Annotated in this window: 16 protein-coding genes and 1 tRNA gene; 10 read left to right on the top strand and 7 right to left on the bottom strand. The window is 63.8% G+C overall.

Features of this window, described 5'->3' with window-relative positions:
- Window positions 1–74 precede the first annotated feature (74 nt).
- Together P3T42_RS05120 and P3T42_RS05115 are read left to right on the top strand one after the other, a co-directional pair.
- Entirely contained in the window at window positions 75–1,784 is a 1,710-nt protein-coding gene (locus P3T42_RS05120) for a glutamine--tRNA ligase/YqeY domain fusion protein (RefSeq protein ID WP_074300201.1), read from the top strand.
- A gap of 151 nt (window positions 1,785–1,935) precedes the next feature.
- On the top strand, window positions 1,936–2,850 hold the full coding sequence (locus P3T42_RS05115; RefSeq protein WP_429305614.1) for a transporter substrate-binding domain-containing protein: 915 nt from the start codon (window positions 1,936–1,938) through the stop codon (window positions 2,848–2,850).
- A 23-nt stretch (window positions 2,851–2,873) separates the two neighbouring features.
- Here P3T42_RS05115 and P3T42_RS05110 read toward each other — a convergent pair whose 3' ends face one another.
- Both P3T42_RS05110 and P3T42_RS05105 read right to left on the bottom strand, forming a co-directional pair.
- Complete coding sequence (locus P3T42_RS05110) at window positions 2,874–3,323, bottom strand: NUDIX hydrolase (protein ID WP_429305340.1); 450 nt, start codon at window positions 3,321–3,323, stop codon at window positions 2,874–2,876.
- Window positions 3,324–3,411: 88 nt separating this feature from the next.
- Window positions 3,412–3,801 carry an RT0821/Lpp0805 family surface protein gene (locus P3T42_RS05105; protein WP_429305339.1) on the bottom strand — a complete coding sequence of 130 codons (390 nt, stop codon included), beginning with the start codon at window positions 3,799–3,801 and terminating at the stop codon, window positions 3,412–3,414.
- A gap of 177 nt (window positions 3,802–3,978) precedes the next feature.
- On the opposite strand from P3T42_RS05105, the gene P3T42_RS05100 reads away from it, so the two are divergent.
- From P3T42_RS05100 to yfcF, 5 genes are all read left to right on the top strand, one after another.
- Window positions 3,979–4,209 carry a hypothetical protein gene (locus P3T42_RS05100; RefSeq protein ID WP_074300205.1) on the top strand — a complete coding sequence of 77 codons (231 nt, stop codon included), beginning with the start codon at window positions 3,979–3,981 and terminating at the stop codon, window positions 4,207–4,209.
- Window positions 4,210–4,349: 140 nt separating this feature from the next.
- A complete protein-coding gene (locus P3T42_RS05095; protein ID WP_429305338.1) occupies window positions 4,350–4,973 on the top strand; it encodes a glutathione S-transferase family protein in 624 nt (207 codons plus the stop codon).
- A 184-nt stretch (window positions 4,974–5,157) separates the two neighbouring features.
- Window positions 5,158–7,110 (top strand): AI-2E family transporter, encoded by a 1,953-nt coding sequence (locus P3T42_RS05090; RefSeq protein WP_429305337.1) that lies wholly within the window; start codon window positions 5,158–5,160, stop codon window positions 7,108–7,110.
- Complete coding sequence (locus tag P3T42_RS05085; RefSeq protein WP_074300208.1) at window positions 7,098–7,604, top strand: YgjP-like metallopeptidase domain-containing protein; 507 nt, start codon at window positions 7,098–7,100, stop codon at window positions 7,602–7,604. The genes P3T42_RS05090 and P3T42_RS05085 overlap by 13 nt, the downstream gene beginning before the upstream one ends.
- A 35-nt stretch (window positions 7,605–7,639) precedes the next feature.
- A complete protein-coding gene (yfcF, locus tag P3T42_RS05080; RefSeq protein WP_429305336.1) occupies window positions 7,640–8,272 on the top strand; it encodes a glutathione transferase in 633 nt (210 codons plus the stop codon).
- Window positions 8,273–8,313: 41 nt separating this feature from the next.
- Here the strand turns inward: yfcF and P3T42_RS05075 are convergent, their stop codons facing one another.
- From P3T42_RS05075 to P3T42_RS05060, 4 genes are all read right to left on the bottom strand, one after another.
- Entirely contained in the window at window positions 8,314–8,553 is a 240-nt protein-coding gene (locus P3T42_RS05075) for a hypothetical protein (protein ID WP_074300210.1), read from the bottom strand.
- Between the two features lie 94 nt (window positions 8,554–8,647).
- Window positions 8,648–8,857 (bottom strand): hypothetical protein, encoded by a 210-nt coding sequence (locus P3T42_RS05070; RefSeq protein ID WP_143788456.1) that lies wholly within the window; start codon window positions 8,855–8,857, stop codon window positions 8,648–8,650.
- Window positions 8,858–9,037: 180 nt separating this feature from the next.
- Window positions 9,038–9,114, bottom strand: a tRNA-Arg gene (locus tag P3T42_RS05065).
- Between the two features lie 254 nt (window positions 9,115–9,368).
- Entirely contained in the window at window positions 9,369–10,199 is an 831-nt protein-coding gene (locus P3T42_RS05060; protein ID WP_074300211.1) for an undecaprenyl-diphosphate phosphatase, read from the bottom strand.
- A gap of 562 nt (window positions 10,200–10,761) precedes the next feature.
- Here P3T42_RS05060 and P3T42_RS05055 point away from each other — a divergent pair.
- From P3T42_RS05055 to P3T42_RS05045, 3 genes are all read left to right on the top strand, one after another.
- A complete protein-coding gene (locus P3T42_RS05055) occupies window positions 10,762–11,706 on the top strand; it encodes an aldose epimerase (protein WP_429305335.1) in 945 nt (314 codons plus the stop codon).
- A gap of 175 nt (window positions 11,707–11,881) precedes the next feature.
- A complete protein-coding gene (locus tag P3T42_RS05050) occupies window positions 11,882–12,610 on the top strand; it encodes a peptidoglycan DD-metalloendopeptidase family protein (RefSeq protein ID WP_429305334.1) in 729 nt (242 codons plus the stop codon).
- A gap of 117 nt (window positions 12,611–12,727) precedes the next feature.
- Window positions 12,728–13,054 (top strand): hypothetical protein, encoded by a 327-nt coding sequence (locus P3T42_RS05045; protein ID WP_074300214.1) that lies wholly within the window; start codon window positions 12,728–12,730, stop codon window positions 13,052–13,054.
- Window positions 13,055–13,752: 698 nt separating this feature from the next.
- Here the strand turns inward: P3T42_RS05045 and P3T42_RS05040 are convergent.
- Entirely contained in the window at window positions 13,753–14,463 is a 711-nt protein-coding gene (locus P3T42_RS05040; protein ID WP_074300215.1) for a pentapeptide repeat-containing protein, read from the bottom strand.
- Between the last annotated feature and the right edge of the window lie 139 nt (window positions 14,464–14,602).

Here is a 14,602-nt window from a genome sequence, read left to right as displayed (position 1 = left end):
AAGGGAAGCTGTCAGGTAGAATTGACAGATAAGTGAGCGCACTGCGCGCCCTCGACCGACCTTCTCCATCTCGCATGAATACCGAACGCAACGACGCGCCAGCGGCATCCAATTTCATTCGCAACATCATTGACGAAGACAACCGCTCCGGGAAGTGGGGCCAGCGCGTGGAAACGCGTTTCCCGCCCGAACCGAACGGCTATCTGCACATTGGCCACGCCAAGAGCATCTGCCTGAACTTCGGCGTGGCGAGCAGCTATGGCGGCGTCTGCCATCTGCGTTTTGACGACACCAATCCGGAAAAGGAAAGCTTCGAATACGTCGAGTCGATTATCGATGCCGTGAAATGGCTCGGTTTCGAATGGAAGAAAGACGATAACGAACATCTCTACTACGCCAGCAACTACTACGACAAGCTGTACGAGTTCGCCGAGCTGCTGATCGAGCGCGGTCGCGCGTATGTCGACAGCCAGTCGGCCGAAGAGATGCGCGCCAATCGCGGCTCGGCCACGGAAGTCGGCACGCCCTCGCCGTTCCGCGAGCGCTCGGTGGAGGAGAACCTCGATCTGTTCCGCCGCATGAAAGCCGGCGAGTTCAAGGAAGGCGAGCATGTGCTGCGCGCGAAGATCGACATGGCATCGCCGAACTTCAACATGCGCGACCCGGTCATCTACCGGATCCGTTTTGCCCATCACTACCGTACCGGCGACACGTGGTGCGTGTACCCGATGTACGACTACACGCACTGCATCTCGGACGCGCTGGAAAACATCACGCATTCGTTGTGCACGCTGGAGTTCGAAGATCACCGGCCGCTGTACGACTGGATCCTCAACGAGCTGGCCGACGCCGGCATCTTCACGCGCCCGCTGCCGCAGCAGATCGAGTTTTCACGCCTGAACCTGACGTATGCGATCACCAGCAAGCGCAAGCTGCTGCAACTGGTCACCGAAGGCCATGTGGACGGCTGGGACGACCCGCGCATGCCCACCATCGTCGGCGTGCGCCGCCGCGGCTTCACGCCGGAGGCGATCCAGTTGTTCTGCGAGCGCATCGGCGTGACGAAGGTCGATTCGTGGATCGACATGAGCGTGTTCGAGGGCGCGCTGCGCGACGACCTCGACGCCAAGGCGCCGCGCACGGCCGCCGTGCTCGATCCGGTCAAGCTGATCATCGACAACTTCCCCGAAGGCGTCACCGAGGAATGCAACGCACCCGTGCATCCGCATCATCCGGAGCACGGCACGCGCGTCTTCCCGATCTCGCGCGAACTGTGGATCGAACGCGACGACTTTACCGAAACGCCGCCCAAGGGCTACTTCCGTCTGTTCCCGGGCAACAAGGTGCGTCTGCGCTACGGCTACGTGATCGAATGCACGGGCGCGGACAAGGACGAGAACGGCAACGTGACCGCCGTCCACTGCAATTACTTCCCGGACAGCAAATCGGGCACGGAAGGCGCGAACACCTACAAGGTCAAGGGCAACATCCACTGGGTCAGCGCCGCGGGCGCCGTGCCGGCCGAAGTGCGGATCTACGACCGCCTGTTCAAGGAACCGCAACCGGATGCCGGCGGCCGCGACTACCTCGAAGCGCTCAATCCGGATTCGAAGCGGGTGGTCAATGCCTATCTGGAACCGGGCGCGCGCGACGCGCTGCCGGAGCAACGCTATCAGTTCGAGCGGCATGGTTACTTCGTCGCGGACCGCGTCGATTCCAGGCCGGGCAAGCCTGTATTCAACCGCATCGTGACGCTTCGCGACAGTTGGGGCAAGCCGGCGTAAGCTGAGTCTGCCAGGCGTGCGGCCGATTGCAGCCGCACCGCGTCCCGGCCGGAGCGCGTGGGTGTCCAGGATGTCCACGCAGTCCGGTCCGTTCGTCGCACAACGGTCCAGCTAGAGTGACGGTGCGCGCACCGCTCCGGGAGGAACGATGATGTTTGCAGCCCGCCGTCCGTCACGCATGCGCACCGCGCTGGTCGCGCTGGCTACGGCATGGCTAGCAGGCTCGTCCGCGCACGCGCAGGAGCTCAGCGGCACACTGCGGAAGATCCACGACAACGGCGTGGTTCTGCTTGGCGTGCGCGAGGCCTCCATCCCGTTCTCCTACTTCGACGGCCACGGCACCGTGGGCTATTCGCAAACCATCGCGCTCGCGATTGTCGATCAGATCAAGAAAACCCTCGGTCTGTCCGAGCTCAAGGTGCGCGAAGTCGCGGTGACTTCGTCGAACCGCATCCCGATGCTGCAGAACAGCCAGATCGACCTGGAATGCGGCTCGACCACGCACACGCATGAGCGCGAAAGCGAAGCCGCCTTCTCCGACAGCTTCTTCCAATATGCAGTACGGATGATCGTGCACCGCAGCAGCGGCATCAGCGACTTTCCCGATCTGGCCGGCAAGGCCGTGGTGACCACGGCAGGCACGTCCGATGAACGGCTGCTACGCGAGCTGAACGTGGACAAGCATCTCAACATGCGCATTGCCAGTGTGCGCGATCATTCGGATGCGTTTGCCGCGCTCAAGGAAGACCGCGCGGTGGCCTTCGTGATGGACGAGCCGATCGTCTACGGCTTCAGGGCCACCGACCCGCACCCCGACGACTTCGTGGTGACCGGTACGCCGCTTGGCTATGAGGTCTACGCGTGCATGTTCCGCAAAGGCGATGCGCCGATGCGCGAGCTTGTGAACGGCGTGATCGAGCGGATGCAGACGTCCGGCGATGCGGAACGTCTCTACAACGTGTGGTTTACACAACCGATTCCGCCCCACGGGATCAATCTCAATTTCCCGCTGTCGGCGGCGATGCGCGCGTTGTTTGCGCATCCGAACGATCGCGCGCTGGACTGAGCGCGCCGCGCCCGGACTCGCACTTACACGCTGCGATGCAGTTCTGCTAGCGACAAGGTCGTCTGGAACAGACGCGTCAGACTGCGGCTCGCATAGCGCTCGACTTCCTCCGGCGCGGCCCAGCGATAAGCGTCCATTTCGGGAATCAGCGTGCCGTCCGAGCGACGTGGAAACATCGACGTGCAGACGCAGTGCGTCAGATCGAGCTCGTCGTCATGGGCGCGCGCGGCGAACAGATGCAGATCCTTGTCGCGCCGGTAGACGAACAGGCCGAGGTCCTTCAGACGCTCGGCCGCGATCACGATGCCGGTCTCCTCGACCATCTCGCGCAGCGCCGTGACGTGCGGCGCCTCGCCCGCCTCGCCATGCCCTTTCGGGATATCCCAATGAGAGGTTTCGGTGGCATGCGCGAGCAACACGCGACCGTGCGGATCGAGCAGCACGACACCGCAGGAGACGACGCGCGCGCTCACTATTCGGCGCCGCCGCGCAGCCGCAGCGCCCAGACAACAAGTTCAAGCGGTCGTGATGCCATCATGGCCAAGCGCCTTCCGCGCCCGCTCAATGCTTCTTCTGAAGTTGCCACGCGCCGCTGCCTTCGCGGCAGAACTGCGGACGCAACGTCATCGACTGCCCTTTCGCGTTCAGTACCACCGCCAGGTCGCGACAGGTGCGATCGCCGTCCTTCGCAGTGCTCTGCGGGGTGATGGTGGCGTCGATATGCACGCTGTTACCCGTGCCGTCGTTGACCCAGGTGGCGGCTTCGCCATCCTGTTTGGAATCGAGCGCGCCCATCGCGGCCGCCTTCACCGAGTCGATGTCGCGCTGTTTCATGTAGCTGATCGGCGTGTCGCTGAGGAAGCCGAGATTCGCTGCGTAGGCGCCGACGGTTGCAGCCAGCAGCAGTCCGCCCACGGTGACGTGAAACAGGACACGGGTTCGCATCGACATTGAGTGTTCTCCTCGAGAGATCGTTCGGGCGGTCACGAAGCAGTTCGTGATCTGGACCTGAAAAGCATAGCATGTGCCCGACGATTTCGGACTCGTCTCATAGTCGTCGTCTCCACGAATTCATAAGATTGGCTGTTTAGCGCAAAGCCTATGCGCCCACACTATTCCGCCGCCGTCATGGATCTCTCCTTCGCTCTCAAGTTTTTCTCGTTTACGCTCGCGCTCTTCTGCATCGCGCTGGTGCCGTTCTTCGTGCGGCGCGACCCGGCGCCCGTGCCGAGCATCGTCAGCATCGAGGCCCTGCCTCGCCCGAAGTGGCCGAGCCTCGTCACGCGCATGGGCACCGTCACGTTGCTTGCGTCGTTTGTGCTGCTGGTCGGCGGCTGCTATCTGCTGATCAACGGCTGATTGCCGAAGCAGGCGGCCCGTGTAGTCCGCATCCCCACGCGGGCGGTTTGAGTGCACCGCCCGCCCCTCCCCAAACTGTATCTGTCCGCTCTCGCCTCGCTCCCCTAGAATGACGCATGCCGCCACCCACTGGACTGCGCATGCTGCAACTACTCGGAAAAATCACGTCGATCAACGTCCGCAAGGTGCTCTGGACCTGCGCGGAGTTGCAACTGCCGTTTGAACAGGAAGACTGGGGCGCCGGTTTCAGGTCAACCGAAACCGCGGACTTTCTCGCGCTCAATCCCAATGCCACCGTGCCCGTCATCAAGGACGGCGACTTCGTGCTCTGGGAATCCAATTCGATCATTCGCTACCTCGCGTCCCGTTACGGCGGCGCGCGGCTTTACCCGGCAGATCCGCAAGCGCGGGCGCGTGTCGATCAGTGGATCGACTGGCAAGCCTCGGAACTGAACCGCTCGTGGAGCTACGCTTTCCTTGCGCTCGTCAGAAAATCACCGGTTCATCAGGATGACGAAGCGATCAAGGCATCGTCCGCGAATTGGACGCGGCATATCGGCATGCTGGACAGGCAGCTCGAAGCGACGGGCGCGTTCATCGCCGGGAGGGATTTCTCGCTCGCGGATATCCCGATCGGCCTGTCGCTCAACCGCTGGTTCAGTACCCCGCTGGACCATCCACACTTTCCCGCGGTGTCAGACTATTTCCAGCGGCTGACGGATCGGCCGGGCTTTCTCGCCTATTGCCGTAACGGCACGCCGTGAGTACCGCCCCCAGAACGCAAACGGGCTAGCGCATTCCCTGCCCTGAAAGCCGGGCCTCAGGAGCCGCCCCCAGCGGCTTGCGCCCGAAACTGCGCCCCGGGCGTGTGGATTGCTATGCTCTGCAGTTGTATCCTCGGAGCCCTGGGGATGCTGTCCCCGTCCCGCCAACCAGAATGTCGCCAAAATGAAACTTCCGTTGCCGCCCCACGGGCGGTCAAACCGCGTGTATCCGCCGGGCTCGCCCAGCCTGCACGGCCTCGCGTCGGTGATCACCGGCGTCGTCGTGGTGTGCGGGCTGTATTTCGGCCGCGCCGTGCTGATTCCGATCACGCTGTCGGTGCTGCTCAGCTTCCTGCTCGCGCCGCTGGTAGCGGCGCTGCGGCGCTTGCGCATGGGGCAGTTGCCGTCGATTTTCATTGCGGTATTCTTCGCGCTCGCCATCGTGCTCGGCGCAGGCGCGCTCATCACGGCGCAAATCGTCCAGCTCGCCGCCGATCTGCCGCAATATCAGGTCGCTATCGAACGCAAGATCGAGACCGTGCAGGAAAAGACCGTCGGCCGGGCCGATGTCCTGCTGGGCCGCGCCGCGCTGACGCTGCAACGGGTCGCGCCGTCGCGCCCGGCGGCGCCGCGCAGTTTCGGCAAAGCGAACCGCAACGCCCCGCCGGCGCCCATGCCGGTCGAAGTGCACGAGCCGGCCCTCACGCCGATGCAACTGGCCCAACGGGCGTTTTCGCCGGTCATCGCACCGCTGGAGACGACCTTCATCGTGCTGGTCGTGACCATTTTTATCCTGCTGCAACGCGAAGATCTGCGCGACCGCCTGATCAGCCTGTTCGGCTCGCGCGACCTGCACCGTACCACCACCGCCATCAACGACGCCGCGAGCCGTCTGAGCCGCTATTTCGTCGCGCAACTGGGCCTGAATCTCAGCGTGGGCGGGGTGCTCGCCATCGGTCTCGCGGGCATCGGCGTGCCGGGCGCACTGCTGTTCGGCGTGGTCGCCGCGCTGCTGCGCTTCGTGCCGTATATCGGCATCTGGATTGCCGCCTTGCTGGCGGTGTGTCTCGCCGCCGCCATCCAGCCGCAGTGGACCATGGCCGTGTGGACGCTGGTCCTGTTCGTGGTCGTCGATCTGGTGGCCGGCCAGGTGGCCGAACCGTACCTGTACGGCCGCCGCTCGGGCCTCTCGCCGCTCGCCGTGGTGGTGGCTGCGATCTTCTGGAGCTGGCTGTGGGGGCCCGTCGGGCTCGTGCTGTCGACGCCTTTGACGCTGTGCCTCGTCACGCTCGGCCGCTATGCCGACCGGCTCAACTTCCTGACCATCCTGCTCGGCGACCAGCCGGCCCTGACACCGGCGCAGACGTTCTATCAGCGGCTGCTGGCGGACGATCCGCATGAAGCCATCGTGCAGGCCGACCGGCTGCTCGGCGAGATGTCGGTGCTCGACTACTACGATCAGGTGGCGCTGGAAGGGCTGCGACTCGCCCGCAACGACGCGCTGCGCGGCGTGCTGACCGCGGAACAACTGATGCGTTTCAACGAGGCGGTGATCGACATCATCGAGAACCTCGAAACGGTAGACGGCCTGCCGGACGGGATCGGGACGACCGGGACACCGGAGACGAACGACGCCGCGCACGCTCACGGCCGTACCGAGCCGCATTACGGCGGCGCTGAAAAGCCGGACCCGCAGCAGGCGCACGGCGCGGACACGGCCACGGTGCTGTGCATCTCGGGACGCGGCGCGTTCGATGAAGTGGCGGCGGCAATTGCCGTGCAACTGCTCGGCCGGCAAAACATCACGACGGTCGCGACGACCTACGAGCAATTCCGCAGCACGCGCAGCGAAACGCGGGAAGCGGACAGCGCGACGATTCTCTGCGTGGTGACGCTCGACGCCGCCGAGTCGCCGCCGTATCTGCGCAACCTGCTCCGGCGCATCCGCAATCAACCTATGCCGGCGACGGTGATCGTCGGCCTGGGCGGCCTGTCGGAAAGCGCCGCGGACGACGACGCAGCGGGCAACGCGAGCAACACGCGCAATGCCACGACGTTTCGCGACCTGATCGAGGAGTGTCGGGCCGCCGCATTCGCCACGCCAACCGAACCCGCGACCCCGCCATGCAGCATCTGAAATACCTTAGCGCCTATCCGGCCGCGCTCCAGGACAAGGTTCGCCGGCTGATCGCCGAACAGCAACTGGGCGCCTACCTCGCCGACAAATATCCCCAGCGGCACACGGTGCAAACGGACCGCGCGCTGTACGAATACGTCGCCGACCTGAAGCGCGAATTCCTGCGCAGCGGCCCCGCCATCGACAAGGTCATCTACGACAGCAAGCTCGACGTCCTGCGGCACGCCCTGGGACTCCATACGACCATCTCGCGGGTCCAGGGCGGCAAGCTGAAGGCGAAGAAAGAGATTCGCATTGCTTCGCTGTTCAAGGAAGGCGCGCCCGAGTTTCTGCAGATGATTGTCGTGCACGAACTCGCGCATCTGAAAGAAAACGACCACAACAAGGCCTTCTACCGGCTTTGCGAGTTCATGCAGCCGGGCTACCATCAGACCGAGTTCGACCTGCGTCTCTACCTGACGCATCGCGAGCTGGTGCGCGAGCAGTCCGCCTGATTTCCCACGCTCCACTCCCCGCAGAGGACAACCCCGTGTCATCCACGAATCTTCGGCTCTACACAGACGCGCAATTCGCGAGCCCGTATGCGATGTCGGTCTTCGTCGCCTTGCATGAAAAAGGCTTGCCGTTCGAGCTTTCGACCGTCGACCTCGCCTGCCAGGCCAATCGCGCACCCGACTTCGCCGCGCCGTCGCTGACGCAGCGCGTGCCGATGCTGGTCCACGACGACTTCATGCTATCGGAGTCGTCGGCGATCACGGAATATCTCGACGAGGCGTTTCAAGGCACGCCCCTGTATCCGGCCGATCGGCGCCAGCGCGCGCGGGCGCGCCAGGTGCAGGCCTGGCTGCGCAGCGATCTCATGCCGATCCGCCAGGAACGTTCGACGGAAGTGCTGTTCTACGGGCCTTGCGACACCCCGCTTTCCGATGCGGCTCGCACGGCCGCCGGCAAGCTGTTCGCTGCGGCCGAGGCGCTGCTTGCGAGCGGCTCGCCGAATCTCTTCGGCGAGTGGTGTATTGCCGACGTGGATCTCGCGCTCATGCTCAACCGTCTGGTGCTGAACGGCGATGCGGTGCCGCAACGGCTCGCCGACTACGCGACGCATCAGTGGCAACGAGCGTCGGTGCAAGCCTGGGTCAAGCGGGAGCGGCCGGCGCGTTAACGGTTCGCAGTCCTGCTGTTAAAGGCGCGCGGCTTACGCTGCTAGTGCAGGTCGCAAAAGACCCCGGTCTGGACGTCGATCCATAACATCTGTCCGTTCGTCCTGTGGCTGTACACGAGCGCGCGCGATTCGCGCTGGTTGCGCAGAAAACCCAGTACCGCGTGCAGCGTATGTTTGCCGCGGTAACGCAAAGAGCGCGTAGCCTCGCCGCTGCCAATGACAATCACGATCGGGTTGATACGCACTTTCTGTGCAATCTGATCAAGCGTTGCTGCCGACATATGAGCCTCCGGTGTAGGGTGACACACGGGATAACGTCGACGCCGCTGCAAGCTTGAGCTTCAGGAAGGCACGGTAAGGCAGCGGAGCACTGCGTCACGTGTACAGATTGATCAGACGATCGCGGTAGACCACGGCAGCGTCGGGCGAGGCCGCTTCATGGATCGGCTTGCCGGCGTAGAAGACGACGCAGCCGTGCACGGAGAGTTCGGGGAGCGGGTCGTTGGGCACAAACCTGGCAACGGCGCGGCGCTCATCGACGCATGCGGGCGTGAGAGACAGGAGTGCTGATTTTGCGGTTGACAATGGCCGGTCCGGTCATATGGCGAGAGCCGCATAATCTCACCGCATTCCAGATAGGTTGATGTCCGATAAATTTCCGTTTCTTTCCTGATTGCGCAGACTTGCGCGAGTGTCGCGCCGCGCGATTGGCGAGGGAGATGACGATTGAATCGCCGCAGTGCAATCTCTGCGACTGGGGATGGGTGGCCCGCCCTACACGATTCGAACGTGTGACCTACGGCTTAGAAGGCCGTTGCTCTATCCGTCTGAGCTAAGGGCGGAAAATACGAGGCGCCGCTGAAATTTTAACCGACCGGCCACTAAACGCCTCGGCCGATCAATAAGCGGCCGTGTGGGACGGCCGCTGCCGGCTACCCGGCCGCTGTCGCACGACAGCCCGACCAGTACCGCATGTCAGCCATCCGGCAAGCCTCAACAGCGAGACAGGGGCCGGATTATAACCGAACCGGCCACACAGGCCAGCGCGGCCCCGTCCGGCTGCCGCGCCCCTCCCCGCATCATCGCCGCTGTGCGCTCAGACCGGTTGCGCGTGCAGCATGAACCAGCCGAGACAAACGATACCCGCGATCACGCAGTACACGCCGAAGCTCGCGAGGCGCCCGCGTCCTTCGAAAAAGCGCATCAGGAAGCGCACGCTGAGATACGCGGCAATCGCGGTCAACACGCCGCCGAGCAGCGCGTCGCCGAGCTGGCCCGGCGCATGAAACAGCTTCGGCAGCTCGAGGATGCCCGCCGCGAAAATGATCGGCGTGCCGAGCAGGAACGAAAACTCCGCCGCCTTTTCCGCGCTGAGACCGGCCGCACCGCCGGCGATCATCGTCAAGCCGCTGCGCGAAAAGCCCGGAATCAGCGCACCGATCTGCGCCAGCCCGACAAAGAACGCCTGGCGAAAGGTCAGCTTCTCCGGCGCCTGATGGGCACGCGCGCGTTGCAGGCGGTCACCGAACCACAACAGCACGCCATTGACGATCAACGCGATCGCCACGATGCGCAGATCGTGGAACAGCCGCTCGAGGCGCTTTTCCAGCACCAGACCGACGAGACCCGCCGGTATCGTGCCGATGATCAACGCCCACATCATGTGGCTGTCGTCGTTGCGGCGGCCACCGAACGAGGCGAAGAAGCCGCCGATCAGCGCGATCCAGCGCTTGCGGAAGTACCACAGCAGCGCGAGCGCCGTGCCGAGATGCAGCGCGACGAGGAACGGCAGCAACTGCGGCGCGTGCTCGTCAATATGCATGCCGAACAGCGCGGGCACGAGCAGGGTGTGACCGAGGCTGCTGACGGGGAACAGTTCCGTGACGCCTTGCAGCACGCTCAGAAAAATCAGAAACGACAAGCTCACGCGGCGGTCCTTTTAGTGAGTGAAGAATCAAGGAACAGCACGCCGGCTGACTGCAGCCGACGCCTGGAAGCGCACCGATTATGCCTGGCCGCTATGTCAGCGCCAAGCGTTTGAGCCACGTTTGGGGAAATTTTGCGGCATTGCGTCACAACTCGAAACGGTTGTTACGCCGTAGCAAGCCATCTGGGCCGCCCGGGCGGCCAAGCTATGCGAGGTGACGAACGGGAGAGACTCGCGTCGCAGGCGGCGGCGCGGCAGGTATCAGGACAGCGGCGCTCAGCGTCCGAGCTGGTAAAAGAAGTACACCGTGCTGACGGCAAACATGCCGAACAGGGCCACGCCCATTGCCATTGCGAGATCCATGACGCCTCCGGGAGCCAGTCAGGCCCGGCGCTTTAAACGGCCGGGCGGTCAGACGAATTATCGTCACCCTTGCCGGCGGCGCGAACCCGTAATTGCCCGAGAAGGGTTTCCCCGTAGCCCAAAGCAGCGCAAAATCGGCCTCGCGGCGCCCTTTTGGCGCCGCGCAATGAATCCACCGCTTCCAACCAGACCGTCGAACATGGCCCAATTCCAGCATCAGGACATCATCGAGATCGCACAAGGCGCATCGCTCTTGCGCTTCGCGCCGCAAACCGGCGGCCGGCTACTGTCGTGGCATATCGACGGCCAGCCGGTGATCCACTGGCCCGACGTGGCCGACTGGGACCATCCCACCAAAATCCGCGGCGGCAATCCGCTGCTGTTCCCGTTTCTCGGACGCCATCGCGTCGACGGCCAGATCGGCCGCTGGCGCGACGCCGCCGGCACGGTGCGCGATCTGCCGATGCACGGCTTCGCGCGCGACCTGCCGTTCGCCGCGAGCTTCGAACCTGCCGCAACGGCTGCCACGGCCGCCACCGGGCCCGGTGCAAGCGCCACGCTGCGCATGACGCTCACCGACAGCGACGCCACCCGCACGGGCTACCCGTTCGGCTTCCGCTTCGAAGCGGCCTACCGCCTTACCGACGATCACACGCTCGACGTCGAACTCACGACCGTCAACACCGGCAGCGCGGCGCTGCCCTACTACGCCGGCCATCACTTCTACTTCTCGCTGCCCCACACGCAACGCGGCGAGACCGTGCTGGAACTGCCGCGCACCGTGCGACGCTACCAGCAGGCCGACGGTTCGATCAGCGCCGCCGAGCCTGGCGAGCCGCGCTACACGCTCGACGAGGCAGGCATTCTCGACCGCTTCCACTGTCTCGACGGCGTGCCGGACCAGCCGTTCAAGCTCGTCGCACCCGGCCTGAACCGCACCATCACGATCGACCTGCAACGACCGGGCTCCGTGCCCTGGTACGCGGTCACGACGTGGACCGAGGCGGCCGGGTCGGACTTCTATTGCATCGAACCCTGGCTCGGCCTGCCCGATGCGATCCACAACGGCCTCGGCCTGCGCTGGCTCGAACCGGGCCAGACAGAGACAGCCGCGCTGCGCATCACCGTCGGCGCGCTGCGCTGATTCGCCACGCATAAAGCCCGCCGCCCACGGCGGTGCGGCTTTTGTGTGCCCGCCGTACCATCCGCGCGGCGCCATTCCGTTTCGCGTGTTGCGCTGCAAAACCGTTAGAATCGGACGTTTTTGCCCACCTGTCGCGTGATCGGGATCGGCGCGCGGCAGCGCTTTGCGAGGTCCAATGTTGGGAACAAGAAGAATGAAACGGCTCGCGTGCGTGTCGTTGCTCGCAGTACTCGCCGCGTGCGGGTCTGCACCAGTCGGTCCGGGGTTCTATCGCGTCGAACGGGGCGATACCTTGTCGAAGATCGCCCGCAGCAGCCGGCAGTCGGTCCAGAGCATCGTGCGCTGGAACAATCTGGCGAATCCGGACAGCATCGAGGTCGGCCAGGTGCTGCGCGTGGCGCCCCCCGGCAGTTCGGCGCCAATCACGTCGGCGACGGCGAGCAGCGGCGCGCGCAGCAGCAGCCGTGGCGGCGCCGCGGCCGCGCCAGCACCGCGTAGCGCGCCGGACGACGTGTCGCCGTCCCCAACGCCCGCCACCTCGATCTCGCTGATCTGGCCGGCCAACGGCACGGTGATCCGCCGCTTCGACGGTTCGAGCTCGAAAGGCCTCGACATCTCCGCTGCCGCCGGCACCCCGGTCGTCGCGGCCGCCGCCGGGACCGTGGTGTATGCCGGCAATGGTCTGCGCGGCTACGGCAACCTGCTGATCATCAAGCACAATGCCGACTATCTGACCGCGTATGCGCATAACCGCGTGCTGCTCGTGAAGGAAGGCCAGAGCGTCACGCAAGGCGAGAAGATCGCCGAAATGGGCGACACCGACACGGACCGCGTGATGCTCCACTTCGAATTGCGCTATCAGGGCCGCTCGATCGACCCGTCGCGCGCGCTACCGGCACGCTAATTGCGTCTCCAGTGGTTTGGACTGCGCGCACGGGAACCTCGGCTCCCGTGCGACGCTCCATCTGAAATGGACCCGGCGAACCGCCGGGTCCGCCACCCCACCTGTGAGGAGCCTCCGATGAAATCTGGCTGGACCGCAACGGCCGTCGCCGTGGTGACGAGCTGCGCCGCCCTGACGCTCGCGAGCCTCGGCGGCTGCGCCAGTTCGACCAAAATGACCTACCTTCCCAGTGGCGACACCGGCTTTGCCATCAATTGCAGCGGCAGCGATGCGAGCGAGAGTTGGGCCGAATGCTACAAACGCGCAGGCGAAGTGTGCGGTGCGTACGGCTACGACGTGATCTCGAAAGACGTCGACAATGGCGCGACTTCCGGCGGGACCGTCGGCGGCATCTTCGGTGCGAACGTCAAGAACCGTTCGATGGTGGTCCGCTGCAAGCAGTAACATCGGACAGATTGCGTGGAAACTCGCGCTGAATGTCAATTAAAGCGAATTAGCCGCATCGAATGCAATTTCCATAATCACACGAAAAAAAGCCCGGCTCGAGGGCCGGGCTAACGGGGGTTCGGCGCATATCGGTAAAGGACCGGTTCACCATGCGCCAACACGGAATCTATCAACGCAATGCAGTCCGCGCAATCAATTAATTTGACAGACAGTGTGACTCTGCGCACGGAGTACGCATTCCGTGAACGTAAATAATGAGATAAATCGAATAAAACGAGTCGAATGAAACGGGGCGGTGGCCGCGAACGGGCCACGAAAGGCATCGACCGAATAACGTCAAACCCTTACTGGGCAGGGCACAAAAGGCAATCTCCCGGCACGAAAGTTCAGCCTGACCAGCTAGAAACGTTAAATGTTAAAACGCGCCAATTCTGATTACTGCGACCTGTCGGCTTTAGTGCGAAAGCGCACCCTTCAGTGGATTAAATCGCAAAGTCATCTGGATGCCAGAACCGACTATCATCAGATTTTTTGGATTTATTCGCATCGTGCGGAGCATTTTATCTGTTAAATATGTCGAGATAAACCGCTGATTGAGCGCTTCCGCACATTCGAGATCGACTCGCGCCGGGATTACAGCTCGCCTCGAATGACGCCCGGCGCCGGGCATCGTTCGCTGGCCTGTTGCGGTCGCCTCAGAGGACGCGCAAACCTAGTTCCGTCACCAGCACGGCGGCTTGCTGATGCGAAATCGTCGCGCCCTTGAAGAGTCCCGCGTCGACGAGCCGCACGCCGCTCAGATCGGCGAGGCGCAGGTCGGCGCCGTCGAAGCGGGCGCCCTTGAGGCTCGCGTCCTTGAGACTGCCGCCTTCGAAGATCGCCTCGCGAAAATCGGCGCCGGCCAGATCGGCATCGGAAAAATCCAGTTCCTGCAGCGTGGCCTTGCGAAACGACAGGCCACGCAGATACGCGCCGATCAGCAGCGTTTCGGCAAAGCTCAGACCGAGCGCGCTGCAATCCTCGAAGTTCGCGCCGGTCAGCTTGCAACCGCTGTAACTGACCGAGGCAAGCTTGGCACGACGCCAGCTCGTGTTGTTGAGATCGCTGGACTGAAACACGGCATCGACGAGGTCTGCGGAGGCAAAATCCGCCTGCCGTGCGCGGCAGCGCAGCCAGCGAGTTTGCGTCAACGCGGCGCCGAAAAATGATGTCTCGACGATGCTGCAACGATGAAATTCGGCGCTGCGCAGATCGAGCCGCGACAGGTCCGCGCCCTCGAAGTCGCAGTCTTCGAAGCGCAGCGGCTGGCGGTGGGCGCCGATCAGTTGCTGCACGTCTTCGCGTGCGAGGGTCGCGTCGGCGACGGTGTGAACGCCGGCGGCCGGCGTTGAAGAAGTGAGCGACATGAAAAAGTTGTTCCTGTTCGGTGCCGGCGCGTGCCGCCCCAAAGACCATCACGGTCCGGTAAGGTAAAAACAAAAACCGCGCGCCAATCAGGCGCAAAATCGCAAGCGTACCGGAACCCGCGGCAGCCATGGCGGCCGC

It is taken from the genome of Paraburkholderia sp. GAS38 (assembly GCF_050434965.1).
GTDB classification, from domain to species: Bacteria; Pseudomonadota; Gammaproteobacteria; order Burkholderiales; family Burkholderiaceae; genus Paraburkholderia; species Paraburkholderia phenazinium_A.
Note: the sequence above shows the minus strand (reverse complement) of the source record. Positions and strands in the feature narration are given on the sequence as shown.